Below are 18,137 nucleotides of genomic sequence, written 5' to 3' on the forward strand. Positions count from 1 at the left end.
CCCCCGACCCGGGGGGGCCCGGCGGGCCCCCCGGGGCCCCCCGCCACGGCTCGTCCGCCCGGGTCCGGGGCGGGCCGAACGGCTCCGCGGGCCGGGCAGCGCCGGCGGGCCTACTCCGGCGCGACGAGCGCGAGCGCCTGGCGGGCGATCGCGAGCTCCTCGTTCGTGGGCACGACCATGACGAGGGTCCGCGTCCAGTCCGGCGAGATGATCGTCGGCTGCGACTTGCGGCCCGCGTTCCGCTCGGGGTCCACCGCGATCCCGAGGCCCTCGAGCCCCTGGAGCGCGAGCCCGCGCACGATGTCGTCGTTCTCGCCGACGCCCGCCGTGAACGCGATGACGTCGACGCGCCCCAGCACCGCGTAGTAGGCGCCGATGTACTTGCGCAGCCGGTGCACGTAGACGTCGAGCGCCAGGCGCGCGGCCTCGTCGCCCGCCTCGACGAGGTTGTGGAGCTCGCGGAAGTCGTTCTCGCCCGCGAGGCCCTTGAGGCCGCTGCGCCGGTTGAGCAGGTCGTCGATCGCGTCGATCGACATGCCCGCGTTGCGGTGCAGGTGCACGATGACGGCGGGGTCGATGTCGCCCGTGCGCGTGCCCATGACGAGCCCCTCGAGCGGGGTCATGCCCATCGACGTCTCGACCGCGACGCCCCCGCGCACGGCCGACGCGGACGCGCCGTTGCCGAGGTGCAGGACGATCGTGTTGAGGTCCTCGAGCCGCCGCCCGAGCACGCGCGCGACCTTGCCCGAGACGTACTGGTGCGACGTCCCGTGGAAGCCGTAGCGGCGCACGCCGTGCTTCTGCGCGACCTCGTGGTCGAGCGCGTAGGTCGAGGCCGCCGCGGGCAGGCCCTGGAAGAACGCCGTGTCGAACACGACGACGTGGGGCACGTCGGGCAGCAGCTCGCGCGCGACCTGGATGCCGCGGAGGTTCGCCGGGTTGTGCAGCGGCGCGAGAGGCGCGATCTCCTCGATCGCGGCGACGACGTCGTCGTCCACCAGCGCGGGCTCGGAGAAGACCGCCCCGCCGTGCACCACCCGGTGCCCGACGGCGACGACGTGCGCCTCGTCGAGGTCCGGCCCGACCTCCTCGAAGACGGCCAGCACGGCGCGGAGCGCCGCCCCGTGGTCGGCGATCGGGTCCGTGCGCTCGGTCTTGTTCCCGCCGTACGTGTGCTTGAGCAGGCTGCTGCTCTCGCCGATCCGCTCGACGAGCCCGGACGCGATCGCCTCGCCGCCCACCGGGTTGACCAGCTGGTACTTCACCGACGACGAGCCCGAGTTGATGACGAGCACGCTGCCGTGCGCGCCGAACGCGCTGTGGCTGCTCGGGCGCTCGCCGATGCCGGGGACGGGGTTCATGCGGTGGCCTCCTCGGGCGACGGCGCGGGCGCCGACGCGGGCACGGTGGGGGACGCGGCCGCGAGTGTCGCGACCTCCTGCTGCTGCGCCTGGATCGCGGTGATCGCGACGGTGTTGACGATGTCCTGCACGAGCGCGCCGCGCGACAGGTCGTTGACGGGCTTGCGCAGGCCCTGGAGCACGGGCCCGATGGCGACCGCGCCGGCCGAGCGCTGCACGGCCTTGTAGGTGTTGTTGCCCGTGTTGAGGTCCGGGAAGATGAACACGGTCGCCCGGCCCGCCACGGTGGAGTCGGGCATCTTCGTCTTCGCGACGGAGGCGTCCACGGCGGCGTCGTACTGGATCGGGCCCTCGACCGAGAGGTCCGGGCGGCGCTCGCGCACGAGCGCCGTGGCGGCGCGCACCTTCTCGACGTCGGCGCCCGTGCCGGACTCGCCCGTCGAGTACGAGAGCATCGCGATCCGCGGCTCGATGCCGAACTGGACGGCCGTCGCGGCCGACGAGATCGCGATGTCCGCGAGCTGCTCGGCCGTCGGGTCCGGGTTGACCGCGCAGTCGCCGTAGACGAGCACGCGGTCCTCGAGGCACATGAGGAACACGCTCGACACCACGGAGACGCCCGGGACGGTCTTGATGATCTCGAAGGACGGCTTGATGGTGTGCGCCGTCGTGTGCATCGCGCCCGAGACCATGCCGTCCGCGAGGCCGAGCTGCACCATGAGCGTGCCGAAGTAGGAGACCGAGCCCACAATCTCGCGCGCGCGCTCGACCGTCATGCCCTTGTGCTTGCGCAGCTCGGCGTACTCGTGCGCGAACCGCTCGAACAGCTCGCCGTCCTTGGGGTCCACGACCCGGGCCGCGCTGATGTCGAGGCCGAGCTCGGTCGAGCGCGCCCGGATCGCCGCCTCGTTGCCGAGGATGGTGAGGTCCGCGACCTCGCGCTGGAGCAGCGTGCTCGCCGCGCGCAGGATGCGGTCGTCGCCGCCCTCGGGCAGCACGATGTGCTTGCGGTCGCTGCGCGCCCGGTCGAGGAGCTCGTACTCGAACATCAGCGGCGTGACGACCGCGGGCCGCGACACGTCGAGGCGCGCGAGCAGCGTCCGGCCGTCCACGTGCCGCTCGAAGAGCGCGAGCGCCGTGTCGATCTTGCGCTGCGAGTCGGCCGAGAGCCGCCCGCGGGTCGAGGCGGCCGCGTTCGCGGTGCGGAACGTGCCGAGCTCGGTCCGGATGATCGGCAGGCGCTGACCGAGGCCGTTGACCAGGCGCGCGATGGGCGACGGCGGGTAGAAGCCGCCGTTGAGGATGATGCCGGCGAGGGACGGGAAGCCCTCGGCGGCGTTGGCCATGAGCAGGCCGAGCAGGATGTCGGACCGGTCGCCCGGCGTGATGACGACGGCGCCGTCGGTGAGCTTCTCGAGCAGGTGCTCGACCGACATCGCGCCGACGAGCAGGTCGAGGGCCTCGCGCGAGAGGAGCTGCTCGTCGCCCGCCGCGAGCCGGCCGCCGACCGCGTCCATGAGGGCGCGCACCGTCGGCGCGTTGAGCAGCTGGTCCTCGGGCAGCGCCCAGGCGGGGATCTCGGTCGCGATGGCCGCCCGGACGCGCACGAGCTCGTGCGGCTCGCAGCGGTTCGCGACGACGCCGATGACTTCCGCGTGCTGCGTGCGCAGCTCGCCGAGGCACACGTCGACCATGCCGCGCACCTCCTCGGGGCGGCGGTCGAGCCCGCGCACGACGAGGAGCACGGGAGCGCCGAGGTTGACGGCGATGCGCGCGTTGTACGCGAGCTCCGTCGGCCCTGCGACGTCGGTGTAGTCGGTGCCGACGATGACGACGACGTCGCACTGCCGCTCGACCGCGTGGTAGCGCGAGACGATCTGCGAGAGCGCCGCGTCGGGGTCCGCGTGGACCTCCTCGTACGTGACGCCCACGCACTCCTCGTAGGACAGGTCGACGCCGTCGTGCGCGAGGAGCAGGTCGAGCACGTAGTCGCGCTCGGTCGTGGACCGCGCCACGGGACGGAAGATGCCGACGCGCTGGACGCTGCGCGTGAGGAGGTCGACCACTCCGAGGGCGATCGTCGACTTGCCGGTGTCGCCCTCGGCGCTCGTGATGTAGATGCTGCGGGCCACTGGTGCCTCTCCGGTCGCGCGGTCCGCTCGGCGTCCCGCGACGCGAGCGGGGGCCCGGTCCCCAGGACCGGGCGGACCCCTCACACTACCCAGCACGCACGCGCGTGCCCTGGTGACCATCCGCCCAGACGAGGGCCCCGGACGTGTGCGTCGGGGCCTGTCGGGTGCGTGACGTCGATCACGCAGGTGGCCCCCCCGCGCCGGAGCGCCGGGGGGCCACCTGGTGCTGCGGGCGGGCGCGCCTACTCGTTGTCCCCCGCCGTCGCGGACGTCGCGGAGATGCCCTGCGGGCCGCCGCGCTCGGTGCCCGTCTCGCCCGCGTCGGGCCACACCCAGTCGCGGACCTCCGGGATGTCCTCGCCGTGCTCGCGCGTGTACTGACGCGCGTGCAGGCGGGCGTCGACCATCTCCTGACGCAGCTCGGCCGCGCGCGTGCCGAGGCCGGGAACGCGGTCGATGACGTCGATCACCAGGTGGAACCGGTCGAGGTCGTTGAGCATGACCATGTCGAACGGCGTCGTCGTCGTGCCCTCCTCCTTGTAGCCGCGCACGTGGAGGTTCGCGTGGCCCGTGCGGCGGTACGTGAGGCGGTGGATGAGCCACGGGTACCCGTGGTACGCGAAGATGATCGGCTTGTCGGGCGTGAAGATCGTGTCGAACTCCCGGTCCGTGAGCCCGTGGGGGTGCTCCTCGGCGTTCACGAGGCGCATGAGGTCCACGACGTTGACCACGCGCACGTTGAGCTCGGGCAGGTGCGTGCGCAGCAGGTCGGCGGCCGCGAGCACCTCGAGCGTCGGCACGTCGCCCGCGCACCCGAGCACGACGTCGGGGTCCTCGCCGCGCTGCTCCGTGCCAGCCCACTCCCAGATGCCCAGGCCGCGCGCGCAGTGCGCGATGGCCTGGTCCATGGTGAGGAAGGTCGGCGCCGGCTGCTTGCCCGCGACGACGACGTTGACGTACTGGCGGCTGCGCAGCACGTGGTCGTACGTCGACAGCAGCGTGTTGGCGTCCGGCGGCAGGTACACCCGGACGATCTCGGCCTTCTTGTTGACCACGTGGTCGATGAAGCCCGGGTCCTGGTGGCTGAAGCCGTTGTGGTCCTGGCGCCACACGTGCGAGGTCAGCAGGTAGTTGAGCGACGCGATCGGGCGGCGCCACGGGATGTCGTTGGTCACCTTGAGCCACTTGGCGTGCTGGTTGACCATCGAGTCGATGATGTGGATGAACGCCTCGTAGCAGCTGAACACGCCGTGGCGGCCCGTGAGCAGGTACCCCTCGAGCCAGCCCTGGCACTGGTGCTCCGAGAGCATCTCGACGACGCGGCCGGCGCGGGCCAGGTTGTCGTCCTGCGGCAGGATCTCGGCGGCCCACTGCTTGTCGGTGACGTCGAAGACGGCCTGGAGGCGGTTCGACGCCGTCTCGTCCGGGCCGAAGATGCGGAACGTCTCGGGGTTCGCCTCGACCACGGCCGAGAGCCACTGGCCGAGCACGCGCGTCGCCTCGACGACGCTCCCGCCCGGCGCCGAGACGTCGACCGCGAAGTCCTTGAAGTCCGGCAGGCGCAGGTCGCGCAGCAGGAGACCGCCGTTGGCGTACGGCGTCGCGCTCATCCGCAGCGTGCCCTCGGGGGCCAGCGAGGCGACGTCGTCCACGAGCCGGCCCGTGGGGTCGAACAGCTCCTCCGGGCGGTAGGACCGCAGCCAGCCGTCGAGCACGTGCAGGTGCTCCTCGGTGTCGCGCGCGCTCGCGAGCGGGACCTGGTGCGAGCGCCACGAGTCCTCGACCTGCTTGCCGTCGATGACCGGCGGGCACGTCCAGCCCTTCGGCGTGCGCAGGATGATCATGGGCCACTTCGGGCGCTCGGTGAGCGTGCCCTCGCGCGCCGACCGCTTGATGTCGGCGATCTGGTTGAGGCACTCGTCGAGCACCTGCGCCATGCGCTGGTGCACCTCGGTCGGGTCCTCGCCGTCGAAGCCGCCCGAGACGACGTACGGGGTGTGCCCGTAGCCGCGCATGAGGTCGAGCAGCTCGTCCTCAGGGATGCGCGCGAGCACCGTCGGGTTGGCGATCTTGTAGCCGTTGAGGTGCAGGATCGGCAGGACGACGCCGTCGGCCAGGGGGTCGACGAACTTGTTCGAGTGCCACGACGTCGCGAGCGGGCCGGTCTCCGCCTCGCCGTCGCCGACGACGGCGGCCACGAGCAGGTCTGGGTTGTCGAACGCCGCGCCGTAGGCGTGCGAGAGCGCGTAGCCCAGCTCGCCGCCCTCGTGGATGGAGCCGGGCGTCTCGGGGGCGACGTGGCTCGGGATGCCGCCCGGGAAGGAGAACTGGCGGAAGAGCTTGCGCATGCCCTCCTCGTCCTGGGTGATGTCCGTGTAGACCTCGGAGTACGTGCCGTCGAGGTACGCGTTCGCGACGAGGCCCGGGCCGCCGTGGCCGGGGCCGGTCACGTAGAGCGTCTGCTGCGAGCGCTCCTGGATCGCGCGGTTGAGGTGCGCGTAGAGGAAGTTGAGGCCCGGCGTCGTCCCCCAGTGGCCGAGCAGGCGCGGCTTGACGTGGTCGCGGTGCAGCGGCTGCGACAGCAGCGGGTTGTCCAGCAGGTAGATCTGGCCCACCGAGAGGTAGTTCGACGCGCGCCACCACGCGTCGACGCGGGCCAGGGTCTCGGGCGACAGGGGCGCGACGTCTCGTCGGCCCCAGCTCGTAGGACGGTCCAGGACCGATGTCATCTGCGCTCCTCCTCGACGTGCCGGACGGGAGCCGGCGGCGGTGCAAGCGTGCCCGCGGGCGTGCCGCAGACATGGGACGTCCGTCCCGCGGTCGTGCGCCCGCAGGGGGAGGACGACGTCGTGCCCATGCCACCACATCGCGCGCGCGAGCGCAGCGGTCTGCGGCGGACTTCTCGCGGCGTTCCCCGCGGCGACGCCGGGCCGTCGTGCGGTCGGGCGACGCCGGACCTCGGGCGACGTCCGCGGGTGCCGGCCGGCCCGCGCCGCGCGGGTACCGTGACGAGGTGACCCCGGACCGGCCCGCGCCGTCGTCGCCGTCCTTCTTGAGGACGGCGACGAGCCCGCGCATGCTGCTGGTCCTCGTGCTGCTGCTCGGCGCGGCGGCGGTGTGCGGGCGGCTCGGTGTCTGGCAGCTCGACCGCGCCCAGCTGCGCGGCGACGCGGCCGAGGAGGAGCGGCGGGCGGAGCTCGCCGACGCCCCGACGGACCCGCTGGCCGACGTCCTCGCGCCGCAGACGTCGTTCCGGTCCGAGCTCGTCGGCCACAAGGTCGAGGCTCGGGGCGTCTACGAGGACGACGAGCTGCTCGTCCCGGGGCGCGCGCTCGACGGTCGCACGGGCTACCTCGTGCTCACGCCGCTGCGCGTCGACGACGCCGCCCGGCCCGTGCTCGCCGTCGTGCGCGGCTGGGTCGCGGACGCGGGCGACGCGGCGGCCGCGCCGGCGCCCGACGGCACGGTGACGATCACGGGCTACCTCCAGGTCGGCGAGGCGGCGGGCGGCGAGACCGGCGCGCCCGACCAGGTCGAGGCGGTCAGCCCCGCCGAGCTCGTCAACCGCTGGGGCGGGCCGACCTACTCCGGCTACCTCGTGCTCGCAGCGAGCGAGCCCGCGCAGTCCGGTGAGCTCGCACTCCTGCCCGCGCCGACGCTCGCGGGCGGCGGGCTCAACATCCAGAACCTCGCGTACGCGCTCCAGTGGTGGATCTTCGGCGGGTTCGCCGTGCTGCTCTGGGGGCGCCTCGTGCGCGACGAGACCCGCGCCGCGCGCGAGGAGCTCGAGGGGGAGGACGACGCCGGGGACGACGTGGCGGACGACGCGGGGGACCACGACCCGGCGAGGGTGGACGCCGGGCAGGAGCGCCCGGGTGCGGTGGACCCCGGCACGATGAACCCGCACCCGGTGGACCCGGGCACGGTGCACGCGGGGGAGGACCCGGCCGGCGCGCCTACTGCTCGCCGGTCCGCCGTGGAGGCCGACGCAGCTCCTTGACCGCGCGCCGCTGCCGCTCCGCGGTGGTGCGCCGCGTCCGCGAGGCACGGCTGGGCCGCGACGCACGCCGGGGCGTGCGCTCGACCAGCGTCTCCTCGACGAGCGCGACGAGGCGCGCGGCGGCGGCCTGACGGTTGCGCAGCTGCGACCGGTGCTCGGACGCCGCGACCGTGACGACGCCGTCGACCAGGCGGTGCCGGAGGCCCGCGACGACGCGCTCGCGGACGTCCTCGGCGAGCGACGGGCTGCGCGCGACGTCCCACGACAGCTCGACGCGCGAGTCGGTCGTGTTGACGCCCTGCCCGCCCGGCCCGCTCGACCGCGAGAACCGCCAGCGCAGCTCGGCGTCGTCGACGACGACGACGTCGCGGCGCACCCGGATCTCCATGCAGCCATCGTCGCGCACCGGGACCTGCGGCGGGCTCCGCGACGGGAGGTGCGGCGGATGGTGCTCGTGCGGCGCGTGGGCCCCGCGTGACGGCCTCGGGGTCACCACGTGCACCTGTGGTCCCGTGCGCCGCACCTCCCGGCGGCTTCCGGTCGTCGGACTGCTGCGCGCGCCCCGTGCGCTGCGGGACACTCGCCCTCGTGCAGATCCGCGCCTACCGACCCGCCGACCGCGACGACGTCTACGACGTGTGCGTGCGCACCGCCGACGCGGGCGGCGACGCGCGCGGGCAGTACTCGACCGACGACTTCATGCCCGACCTGTTCGCCGGCCCCTACCTGCACCTCGAGCCCGAGCTGGCCTTCGTGCTCGACGACGGCGACCGCGTCGTCGGCTACGTCCTCGGGGCTGCCGACACGGCCCGGTGGGCGGCCGAGCACCGCGCGCGGTGGCTGCCGCTCGTCGCCGACCGCTACCCGCGCGCGACGGGTCCGGGGCCGCGCACGCCGCAGGAGGACCTCACCGAGCTGCTCCACCACCCCGAGCGCAACGTCCACCCAGGGCTCGAGGCGTACCCGGCCCACCTGCACATCGACGTGCTGCCGGAGCACCAGGGCGCCGGGCACGGGCGTGCGCTGATCCGGACCTACCTCGCCGCGCTGCGCGCCGCCGGCGTGCCCGCGGTCCACCTCGGGATGGTCACCGCGAACACGCCGGCGCGCGCCTTCTACGACCGGCTCGGCTTCCACGAGCTGCCCGTGCGGGTGCCGGGCCTGACGTTCCTCGGCGCGCGCACGGACCTGGTGGTCTGACGATCCGACCGACCGCCCTGCCCATGGGCGCCGGGCCCGACGGGCACGACCTCGTCAGTCGCGCTGCCAGGACCGCCAGAGCGCGGCGTAGTCGCCGCCCGCGGCGACGAGCTCGTCGTGCGAGCCGATCTCCGTGATCCGGCCGCCGTCGACCACCGCGACGCGGTCGGCGTCGTGCGCGGTGTGCAGGCGGTGGGCGATCGCGACGACCGTGCGCCCCTCGAGCACGGCGGAGAGCGACCGCTCGAGGTGCCGCGCCGCGCGCGGGTCGAGCAGCGACGTCGCCTCGTCGAGCACGAGCGTGTGCGGGTCGAGCAGGACGAGCCGCGCGAGCGCGACCTGCTGCGCCTGCGCGGGCGTGAGCACGACGCCGCCCGAGCCCACCTCGGTCGCGAGGCCGTCGGGCAGGGCGTCGACCCAGTCCGCGTCGACCGCGGCCAGCGCGCGCCGCAGCTCGGCGTCGTCGGCCTCGGGCTTCGCGAGCCGCAGGTTCTGCTCGACCGTCCCGACGAACACGTGGTGCTCCTGCGTCACGAGCGCGACGTGGCCGCGCAGCTCGTCCAGCGGCAGGTCGACGAGCGGGGCGTCGCCGACCGTGACCGTCCCGCCGGTGGGCGGGTGGATGCCCGCGAGCATCCGGCCCAGCGTCGACTTGCCGGCCCCCGACGGCCCGACGACGGCGAGCCGCTCGCCCACCGCGAGGTCGAGGTCGATGCCGTGCAGCACGTCGTGGCCCTCGCGGTAGGCGTACCGCACGCCGCTCGCGACGACGTGCTCGTCCATCGGCCGGCTCTCGCGCCGTGCGACGCGGTCCGGCGCGACGCCCTCGACCCCGATGATGCGCGCGAGCGACGTCGCACCCACCTGGATCTCGTCGAGCCAGTAGATGAGCTCGCCGATGGGGTGCATGACCTGGAGCGCGTACACGGCGATGGTCGTCACGGCGCCGACGCTCGCCGAGCCCGTCGAGACGAGCCACGCCCCCCACGCCACGGTGGCGACGACGGGCAGGACGAACGACAGGTCGACGCCGGGGAAGAGGACGGTCCGCAGCCGGAGCGTGTAGCTCTCGGCGTCGAACGCCTCGCGCAGGTCGGCGTCGACGCGCTCGCGCCGCCGCCGGCCCAGACCGAGCGCGTCGACGGTGCGCGCACCCTCGACCGACTCGGTGATGGTCCCGTTGAGCCGCGCGTACGACGCCGACTCGCGCAGGTAGCCGGCCGCCGCGCGCCTGAGGTACCACCGCGTCGTCACGAGCAGCAGCGGCAGGCCCGCGAGGAGGGCGACGGCGACCTGCCAGCTCACGGCCACGGCCGCGGCGACGGTGAGCACGATCGTGGCGGCGGTGACGAGCACGCGCGGGACGCCGAACCGGATCGTGTGCTGCACGCGGTCGATGTCGTTGGTCGTGCGCGCGACGAGGTCGCCCGTGCCCGCGCGCTCGACGGTCGACAGCGGCAGGCGCGTCACCGTGCCCACGAACTGCTCGCGCAGCTGGGCGAAGACCGTCTCGCCCAGCACCATCGCGCCGCGCTGGGCGTAGCGGATGAGCACGGTCTGGGCGAGCACCGCGAGCACGAGCAGCGCCACGGCCTGGTCGACGAAGGCCGTCGTGGTGCCCTCGGCGACCGCGTCGACCATGCGGCCGAGCAGCCACGGCCCGGCGAGCCCGGCGGTCGCGGCGAGCGTGTGCAGGAGCAGCACGCGGCCGAGGCCCGCGCGGTGCCGGCGCAGCAGCATGCCGGTGTGCGCGCGCAGCGCGGCGCCGTCAGCGACGGGCAGCTTCACGGGTCCCCACCTCCTCGGTCCGGTCGTCGTGCGTGTCCTCGTCCGCGGCCGCGCGGCTCACGACCGCGCGGTACGCCGCGCCCTGCGGCCCGGCGTCCGCGGCGAGCAGCGCGCGGTGCGTGCCGCGCGCCCGCACGACGCCGTCGGCCACCAGCAGCACCTCGTCGACGCGGTCGAGCACGAGCGGGCTCGCCGTGACGACGACCGTCGTCCGGCCCGCGCGCAGGCGCACGAGGCGCTCGGCGATGCGCGCCTCGGTGTGGGCGTCCACGGCCGACGTCGGCTCGACGAGCACGAGCACCTCGGGCTCGGTGAGCAGCGCGCGGGCGAGCGCGACGCGCTGCCGCTGGCCGCCCGAGAGCGAGCGGCCCTTCTCGGCGATCTCGCCGTCGAGGCCCTCGGGCAGCGACTCGAGCACGTCGTGCGCGTCCGCGACCTCGAGCGCCGCCAGCACGCGCGCGGCGCCCACGGTGCCCAGGGCGCCCACGGTGCCGTTGCCGTCGCGCACGTCGAGCTCGTCGCGCAGGACGCCCGTGAACAGGTGCGGCGTGGACTCGGCGACGACGACGCGGCGGCGCACCTGCGCGAGCCCGAGGTCGGCGAGCGCGACGCCGCCGAGCGTCACGCGGCGGCCGGCGCCCGCGTTCTCGCCGCCCAGCACCCCGAGGCGTCGCGCGATCGCCGCGGTCTCGTCGGGGTCGGCGCTGACGAGCGCGACCGTGCGACCCGCGGGGACGGCGACGCCGGAGTCGTGGTCGACGAGGTCGCCCTCCGGACCGGGCGTGGCCGGCTCGGGTGCCTCGGCCCCCGTCGCCGGCACCTGCAGCACGCGCAGGATCTTCTTCACGCCGATGAGCGCGCGCGTGAGGCTGTGCACGAACTCGGTCGCCGCCTGGAGCGGCTGCGTGAGGAACGCGGCGTACCCGTAGAACGTCACGAGCTGGCCGGGCGTGATCTCGCCGGTGATGGCGAGCCGCGCGCCGAACCAGACGACGGCGGCGAGGAAGAGGCCCGGGAGCAGCGCCTGCATCGCGTCGAGCAGCGACTGCGTGTGGGCGACGCGCACGCCCGCGTCGCGCACCGCGCGGGACTGCTCGCGGTAGCGGCCCGCGAACACCTCCTCGCCGCCGATCCCGCGCAGGATGCGCAGGCCCGAGACGGTGTCGGCGCCGAGCGTCGTGAGGCGGCCCGCGGCCTCGCGGTGCGACGCCTGGCGCCGTTGCAGCGGCCGGACGATGAGCGCGAGCACCCCGGCGACCGCCGGGAGCCCGACGAGCACGGCGACGCCGAGCGTGACCGAGCTGTCGAGCAGGAGGAACGCGACTGCGACGTAGGCCACGACGCCGCCGACGAGGCGGGACGTCGTGAAGAAGACCTCGCCGACGCGCAGCGAGTCCGAGGCGACGGTCGCGACGACCTCGCCCGTGGGGAGCTCGGCGGTCACCGCGTCGCCCGTGCGGCTCACGTGGTGGCCGACGAGCTGGGACGTCCGGAAGGCGGCGCGCAGCCAGTTCTCGACCTCCAGCCGGTGACCCACGACGTTGCTCACGACCAGGACCAGGCCGACGCCGAGCAGGACGAGGCAGCCCAGCCAGAGCTCGCGCGAGAGCCCGTCGTCGAGGCCGCCGTCGACGACGCGGCCGAGGACGTAGGGGAGGGCCGCGAGCGAGACGGCCGAGCCGATGCCCGTGAGCGACGCCGCGAGCAGCAGGCCGCCCTGACGCCGGGCGACCCACCAGAGGTAGGCGACCGGGGTGGTCAGGGGCGGGGTGCCGGGGTCGGCATAGGGCAGGGGACGCACGAGGGTCAACGCTACGTCCGCCATCCGACACGGGCCGACGTGTTTTCGGGCCCGCGGGGTGCGCGAGGATGGGTGCGCGGCGCGCCGGACGGCGGCCGGACGACGGCGGACCCGGGGAGGGGCACGCGTGGCGAGCAAGGACTGGCAGGCCAAGGCGCGGGGAGCGCTGCAGCGGTACCGCGTCATGGCGTGGGTCACCGGCGTGATGCTGCTCGTGCTCGTCGTGGAGATGACCCTCAAGTACGGCGTGCAGCCGGGCGACGGCGTGATGCGGTGGATCGAGTGGATCCCGTTCGCGCACGGGTGGATCTACGTCGTCTACCTCGTCACGGTCATCGACCTGTGGTCCACGATGCGCTGGCGGTTCGGCCGGCTCGTCGCCATGGTGCTCGGCGGCGTCGTCCCCGTGATGTCGTTCGTCGTCGAGCGGCGCGTGCACCGCGACGGCGAGGCGCAGCTCGCCCACGGCCGGCCCGCGGCCCGTACCGCGGCGGCGGCCCGGTGAGCCTCGGTCCCGCCCACGGCGGACCGCCGGCCGGCGGTCCGCACCACGTCGGGGGGTACGCGCACGCGGACGCGCCAGGTCCGTGGCCGGGGCCCGTGCCGGCACCCCGGCTCGAGGTGGGTCGGCTGGTGCTCGCGTGGCTCGCCGCCCTCCTCGTCGTCCAGGTCGTCACCACGCTGGTGACGGGGCTCCTCTTCGCGGTCGCGCCGATCGAGCTGCTCTCCGTGGTCGCCGCCGTGAGCTCCGTCGTCGGGCTCGTGGTCGCGGCGCTCGCCGTCGTCGTCGCCGTCCTCGTGCTCGCCGCGGGCGGCCGCGCCGTGGGGCGGCCCGCGTGGCACTGGGTCGCGGCGGGCGTCCCGCCGCTCGTCCTCAGCGTGCTCGTCGGCCTGGTCGTCCAGGTCGCCTCGCTCGGTCGCGTCCACCAGGACCTGCTCAACCTCGCGGTGCTCGTGCTCGAGCTCGGCATCGCGGTGGGCGTCGCGGTGGCGGTCGGGACGGCGCTGCGGCGCTCGGCCGAGCGTCGCGCGGGGTGGACGCCGCCGCCGGGCCCGCCGCCCTCTCACTAGACTCCGGCGGGTGAGCGACACCGCGCAGCCCGCAGCCGCCGACCGTCCCGACCCCTCCCGGCCCGGCGCCGCGCGCAGCGGTGCGCACGACGAGGCGCCCGTGCTCGTGGTCGACTTCGGCGCCCAGTACGCGCAGCTCATCGCGCGCCGCGTGCGCGAGGCCCACGTCTACTCCGAGGTCGTCCCGCACACCGCCTCGGTCGAGGAGATCCTCGCCCGCCGGCCCGCCGCGGTGATCCTGTCGGGCGGCCCGTCGAGCGTCTACGAGGAGGGCGCCCCGCGCGTCGACCCGGGCCTCTTCGAGGCCGGCGTGCCCGTGCTGGGCATCTGCTACGGGTTCCAGGCGATGGCGCAGGCGCTGGGCGGCGACGTCGCGCAGACGGGCTCGCGCGAGTACGGCGGGACCCACGTCACGGTGCCGAACGCGGGCGTGCTGCTCACGGGCTCGCCGACGGAGCAGTCGGTCTGGATGAGCCACGGCGACGCCGTCCACGCCGCGCCGGAGGGCTTCAGCGTGCTCGCGACGTCCACCGGCTCGCCGGTCGCGGCCTTCGAGGACCGCGAGCGCCGGCTCTTCGGGATGCAGTGGCACCCCGAGGTGAAGCACTCACCGCTCGGCCAGCACGCGCTCGAGAACTTCCTCTACCGCGGCGCGGGCCTGCGGCCGGACTGGACCGCGGGCAGCGTCGTCGCCGAGCAGGTCGAGCGGATCCGCGCCCAGGTCGGCGACGCGCGCGTCATCTGCGGCCTCTCGGGCGGCGTCGACTCGGCCGTCGCGGCGGCGCTCGTGCAGCGCGCGGTGGGCGACCAGCTCACGTGCGTGTTCGTCGACCACGGGCTGCTGCGCAAGGGGGAGGCCGAGCAGGTCGAGACCGACTTCGTCGCGGCGACGGGCGTCCAGCTCAAGGTCGTCGACGCGCGCGAGCAGTTCCTCGGCGCGCTCGCGGGCGTCACCGACCCCGAGACCAAGCGCAAGATCATCGGCCGCGAGTTCATCCGCACGTTCGAGGCGGCGGCGCGCGAGGTCGTCGCGGAGAGCGGCGAGCACGGCGAGGAGGTCCGCTTCCTCGTGCAGGGCACGCTCTACCCCGACGTCGTCGAGTCGGGCGGCGGCGAGGGCGCGGCCAACATCAAGTCGCACCACAACGTCGGGGGGCTCCCCGACGACCTGCAGTTCGAGCTCGTCGAGCCCCTGCGGGCGCTCTTCAAGGACGAGGTCCGCGCCGTGGGCACCGAGCTCGGCCTGCCCGACGCCATCGTCTGGCGCCAGCCGTTCCCGGGCCCGGGCCTCGGCATCCGGATCATCGGCGAGGTCACCGCCGAGCGCCTCGACGTGCTGCGCGAGGCCGACGCCATCGCGCGCGAGGAGCTCACGCGTGCCGGCCTCGACCGGCACGTCTGGCAGTGCCCCGTGGTGCTCCTCGGCGACGTCCGCTCGGTGGGCGTCCAGGGCGACGGCCGCACCTACGGCCACCCGGTCGTCCTGCGCCCCGTGACGTCCGAGGACGCGATGACGGCCGACTGGGCGCGCGTGCCCTACGACGTGCTCGCCACCATCTCGACGCGCATCACGAACGAGGTGCGCGAGATCAACCGCGTGACGCTCGACGTCACGAGCAAGCCCCCGGGCACCATCGAGTGGGAGTGACCGCCACGTCACGGCGCGCCCGTCGCGCCTGAGCGGCGGGCTCGGGGCCGACGGCCCGGGCGCGGCGCACGCCCAGCGTCGCGGTGCGCCGGCGACCGCCCGGCGCGGTTCAGCGCGGCAGCGCGCTCGGGGCGGCGTCGTCGGCGTCGTGCCCGCGTGCGCCGGCCAGCGCGGCCGCGCGGCGACGCCGCTTGCTCGCGTACATCGCGGCGTCGGCACCCGACAGGAGCTGCTCGGCGGTCACCGCGTCACCCGGCCGCACCTCGGCGGCGCCGACGCTCGCACGCGCCGAGGCGACGACGCCGTCGAGCCGGACCGGCGTCCGCAGCGCGGCGTCGATGCGCGCCTCGGCCTCGGGGCGCACGACGCCCGGCTCGCCCTCGAGCACGACGACGAACTCGTCGCCGCCGAAGCGCCCGACGAGGTCTTCCGCGCGCACGGCGGCGCGCAGCCGCCGCGCCACCGCGACGAGCAGGCGGTCGCCGAGGTGGTGGCCGTGGTCGTCGTTGACCGCCTTGAAGTCGTCGAGGTCGAGGAAGAGCACGACGAGCCCGGCCGCCCCGCCCTCGGCCACGCGCGCGAGCCCCGCCTCGAGGTGCTCGTCGATCGCGCGGCGGTTGGGCAGGTCGGTGAGCACGTCGTGCGTCGCGAGGCGCTCGAGCCGCTCCTCCGCCGCGTCGTGCAGGCGCGCGAGCTGCGCCACGCGCAGCATGACGAGCGGCACCACGAGCAGCGTCACGAGGAGGAGCAGCGGGGTGTCCACCGTGCCCGTCGCGGTCTGCACGGCCGCGATCGCGGGGTTGAGGACGAGGGCCGTCCCGAGGAGCACGAGGCGCAGCGTGGTGAGACGGCCCGTGACCTGGCGGCGCGGCGCCGACAGGTGCACGTGGGAGGGGTGCGCGGCCGCCGCCGCGAGCGCGACGTACCCGGTGATCCACAGCAGCCCCACGGCCCGCGTGCCCGCCCCGGTCGAGGGCTCGGTGGTGAGGACGCCGACGACGTTGCCCGCGAGCGTCGCGAGCACCGCGACGAGCAGGTAGGCGAGCGCGGGCCGCGCGGCGTGCGACGTCGTCACGGCACGCACGACGGCGCCGGCGATGCCCGACACGAGCACGACGACGACGAAGGTGTAGAGCATCGTGCCGCGCGTGGCGCCCTGGGCGACGAGCGCGGGCGCGACGAGGACCGCCCACAGCAGGCTCGCGGCGCCGATGCCGATGAGGACGCCGTCGACGATGCCGCCGACGTCGTTGCGCGCGAAGCGGGAGGACACGAGCAGCGCCGCGACGAGCAGCCCGAGGTACCCGAGCGGGAGCGTCACGAGGAAGAGCGGCCCGCTCGCCGCCGTACGCCCCTCGAGCCCGACCTGCCGGAAGGCCTCGAGGTTGTGGACGGTCAGCGAGGTCAGGGCGCCGACGACGAACCACCACGGCATCGGCGCGATGATCCGGCCCCGGCACAGCAGGACGAGCAGGAGGACGCCCGGCAGGAGGCTCGCGGCGAGCACGGTCGCGACCCGCACCGGGCCGGACGTCGCCGCGTACAGCCCGCACAGCACGGCGGTGACCACCGTGAAGCCCACGTGCACGTGGGTCGGGTGGGTGCGGCTCATGGTGAGGACATCGGCACGCGCGGCTGCGCGCTGGACGGCCGGGCCGTCCCGGGACGGGCCGCGACCGGGTGAAGATCCGTGCGGGGCGCGGGGCGGATAGCCTGCCGGGGTGCGGATCTTCCACGTGTCGGACTGCTACGCCCCCCGCACCGGCGGCATCGAGTCGCAGGTCCGGGACCTCGCGCGCGCGCAGGCGGCCGCGGGCGACGACGTGCACGTCCTCACGGCCACGCCCGGCGCGGGCGGCGAGCGGGGCGGCGTCGTGCAGGACGACGACGGCGTCGCGGTGCACCGCCTCGGCACGCACGTCCCGTTCGACCTGCCGGTCAACCCGCTCGCCCCGCCGCACGTGCGCGCGCTGCTCGACGACCTGCGGCCCGACGTCGTCCACGTGCACGCGGGAGTCGTGTCGCCCTTCGCGTTCGACGGCGCGCGCGTCGCGCTCGACGCGGGCGCGCCGCTCGCGGTGACCTGGCACTGCATGCTCGACGGGGCCGTCCCGACGCTCGGCGCGCTCGTCCGGCGCACGCGGTGGGGCAGCGCGCCGATCGCGCTCTCGGCCGTGAGCGCGGCGGCCGCGGAGCGCGTCCACGACGTCTTCGGCGCCCCGGTCGCCGTCGTGCCCAACGGGATGGACCTCGAGGGCTGGGCGCCGTCCGGGGAGCCCCGGCGGCGCGAGGGACCGCTGCGGTGCGTCGCGACGATGCGCCTCGCGCCGCGCAAGCGCGGTGGCGCGCTCGTCGGCGTCGTCGAGGACGCGGTGACGCAGCTGCCCGAGGGCTCGCTCCGGCTGGACGTGCTCGGGGACGGGCCGCGCCGCGCGGCGATGCAGCGCAGCATCGACCGTCGCGGGCTGGGCGACGTCGTGACGCTCCGCGGCCGCGTGCCGCGGGCGCAGGTGCGCGCCGCCTACGACGACGCCGAGGTCTTCGTGGCGCCCGCGGTCCTCGAGGCGTTCGGCATCGCGGCGCTCGAGGCGCGCACGGCCGGGCTCGTCGTCGTCGCGCACCGGGGGACGGGGATCGAGGAGTTCGTCACCGACGGGGTCGACGGCGTGCTCGTGGACGACGACGCCGCGATGGCGCGCGCGCTCGTCGGGCTCGTGCGGGAGCCCGAGCGGCTCGCCCGGCTGCGCGAGCACGCGCTCGAGCACCTCCCGCGGTTCGACTGGGCGACGACGCTCGACGCGGCGCGCGCCGAGTACGAGCGCGCGCGGCACCTGGTGCGCGTCGACGCCTGAGGCCCCGTCCCGGGCGAGGCGCGCACGTCAGGACCAACGGCCCCTGGACCATGGGCCCACGAGGCCGTCGTCGCTAGCGTCGATATTTGTCACGGAGCCACGGAGGCTCCGACGGACCGGTGCGACCGGCCCGCAACGTTCCTGGGAGAGGCCCTCGCATGTCCACCACCGTCAGCACCAAGCCCGTCCGCCTCGTCGGCCTCGTGGCGATCATCGCCGGCGTCGCCCTGATCGTCGCCGGTGCGGCGACGTGGATCATGGTCCGCAGCCAGCTGGTCGCCGAG

At 75.0% G+C, this 18,137-nt stretch carries 13 protein-coding genes; 6 read left to right on the forward strand and 7 right to left on the reverse strand.

Annotation, left to right across the window (positions count from 1 at the left end; all coding sequences use genetic code 11):
• Positions 1 to 110: 110 nt before the first annotated feature.
• The 3 genes from JIG38_RS19430 to JIG38_RS19440 all read right to left on the reverse strand — a co-directional run bounded on the left by JIG38_RS19430 (position 111) and on the right by JIG38_RS19440 (position 6,222).
• A complete protein-coding gene (locus JIG38_RS19430; protein ID WP_199425293.1) occupies positions 111 to 1,361 on the reverse strand; it encodes an acetate/propionate family kinase in 1,251 nt (416 codons plus the stop codon).
• Entirely contained in the window at positions 1,358 to 3,493 is a 2,136-nt protein-coding gene (gene pta / locus JIG38_RS19435; RefSeq protein ID WP_199425294.1) for a phosphate acetyltransferase, read from the reverse strand. The genes JIG38_RS19430 and pta overlap by 4 nt, the downstream gene beginning before the upstream one ends.
• Before the next feature lie 242 nt (positions 3,494 to 3,735).
• Complete coding sequence (locus JIG38_RS19440; RefSeq protein ID WP_199425295.1) at positions 3,736 to 6,222, reverse strand: phosphoketolase family protein; 2,487 nt, start codon at positions 6,220 to 6,222, stop codon at positions 3,736 to 3,738.
• Between the two features lie 284 nt (positions 6,223 to 6,506).
• On the opposite strand from JIG38_RS19440, the gene JIG38_RS19445 reads away from it, so the two are divergent.
• Positions 6,507 to 7,493 (forward strand): SURF1 family protein, encoded by a 987-nt coding sequence (locus tag JIG38_RS19445; protein ID WP_307845046.1) that lies wholly within the window; start codon positions 6,507 to 6,509, stop codon positions 7,491 to 7,493.
• Here JIG38_RS19445 and arfB read toward each other — a convergent pair.
• Positions 7,450 to 7,881, reverse strand: coding sequence for an alternative ribosome rescue aminoacyl-tRNA hydrolase ArfB (arfB, locus tag JIG38_RS19450; protein ID WP_199425296.1), 432 nt, complete (start codon positions 7,879 to 7,881; stop codon positions 7,450 to 7,452). The genes JIG38_RS19445 and arfB overlap by 44 nt on opposite strands.
• Before the next feature lie 200 nt (positions 7,882 to 8,081).
• Between arfB and JIG38_RS19455 the strand changes: the two genes are divergently transcribed.
• On the forward strand, positions 8,082 to 8,693 hold the full coding sequence (locus tag JIG38_RS19455) for a GNAT family N-acetyltransferase (protein WP_199425297.1): 612 nt from the start codon (positions 8,082 to 8,084) through the stop codon (positions 8,691 to 8,693).
• A gap of 54 nt (positions 8,694 to 8,747) precedes the next feature.
• Here JIG38_RS19455 and JIG38_RS19460 read toward each other — a convergent pair whose 3' ends face one another.
• Positions 8,748 to 10,481 (reverse strand): ABC transporter ATP-binding protein, encoded by a 1,734-nt coding sequence (locus tag JIG38_RS19460; RefSeq protein ID WP_199425298.1) that lies wholly within the window; start codon positions 10,479 to 10,481, stop codon positions 8,748 to 8,750.
• Positions 10,462 to 12,282, reverse strand: a complete 1,821-nt coding sequence (locus JIG38_RS19465; RefSeq protein ID WP_307845047.1) for an ABC transporter ATP-binding protein — start codon at positions 12,280 to 12,282, stop codon at positions 10,462 to 10,464. Before JIG38_RS19465 ends, JIG38_RS19460 begins: the two co-directional genes overlap by 20 nt.
• Positions 12,283 to 12,466: 184 nt before the next feature.
• Between JIG38_RS19465 and JIG38_RS19470 the strand changes: the two genes are divergently transcribed.
• The 3 genes from JIG38_RS19470 (at position 12,467) to guaA (ending at position 15,001) form a co-directional block, all read left to right on the forward strand.
• The gene (locus JIG38_RS19470; RefSeq protein WP_199425305.1) at positions 12,467 to 12,787 is read left to right on the forward strand and encodes a DUF3817 domain-containing protein; all 321 of its coding nucleotides are present in this window, start codon (positions 12,467 to 12,469) and stop codon (positions 12,785 to 12,787) included.
• Positions 12,788 to 12,882: 95 nt separating this feature from the next.
• Positions 12,883 to 13,353 (forward strand): hypothetical protein, encoded by a 471-nt coding sequence (locus JIG38_RS19475; RefSeq protein WP_199425300.1) that lies wholly within the window; start codon positions 12,883 to 12,885, stop codon positions 13,351 to 13,353.
• Between the two features lie 100 nt (positions 13,354 to 13,453).
• A complete protein-coding gene (guaA, locus tag JIG38_RS19480; RefSeq protein ID WP_199425306.1) occupies positions 13,454 to 15,001 on the forward strand; it encodes a glutamine-hydrolyzing GMP synthase in 1,548 nt (515 codons plus the stop codon).
• Between the two features lie 109 nt (positions 15,002 to 15,110).
• Here the strand turns inward: guaA and JIG38_RS19485 are convergent, their stop codons facing one another.
• Positions 15,111 to 16,613: a GGDEF domain-containing protein gene (locus JIG38_RS19485; protein ID WP_199425301.1), complete on the reverse strand. Its 1,503-nt coding sequence runs from the start codon at positions 16,611 to 16,613 to the stop codon at positions 15,111 to 15,113.
• 109 nt (positions 16,614 to 16,722) lie between these two features.
• Between JIG38_RS19485 and JIG38_RS21195 the strand changes: the two genes are divergently transcribed.
• Positions 16,723 to 17,853, forward strand: a complete 1,131-nt coding sequence (locus JIG38_RS21195) for a glycosyltransferase family 4 protein (RefSeq protein WP_199425302.1) — start codon at positions 16,723 to 16,725, stop codon at positions 17,851 to 17,853.
• Positions 17,854 to 18,137: the final 284 nt, after the last annotated feature.

Origin of the sequence: Actinotalea solisilvae, from assembly GCF_016464425.1 — a bacterium.
Taxonomy (GTDB): Bacteria; Actinomycetota; Actinomycetes; order Actinomycetales; family Cellulomonadaceae; genus Actinotalea; species Actinotalea solisilvae.

Excerpts from the sequence above, each read along its gene's own strand:
- JIG38_RS19430 (WP_199425293.1), bottom strand. The coding sequence starts at position 1,361 with ATGAACCCCGTCCCCGGCATCGGCGAGCGCCCGAGCAGCCACAGCGCG.
- JIG38_RS19440 (WP_199425295.1), bottom strand. The coding sequence starts at position 6,222 with ATGACATCGGTCCTGGACCGTCCTACGAGCTGGGGCCGACGAGACGTC.
- arfB (WP_199425296.1), bottom strand. The coding sequence starts at position 7,881 with ATGGAGATCCGGGTGCGCCGCGACGTCGTCGTCGTCGACGACGCCGAG.
- JIG38_RS19470 (WP_199425305.1), top strand. The coding sequence starts at position 12,467 with ATGGCGTGGGTCACCGGCGTGATGCTGCTCGTGCTCGTCGTGGAGATG.
- JIG38_RS19485 (WP_199425301.1), bottom strand. The coding sequence starts at position 16,613 with ATGAGCCGCACCCACCCGACCCACGTGCACGTGGGCTTCACGGTGGTC.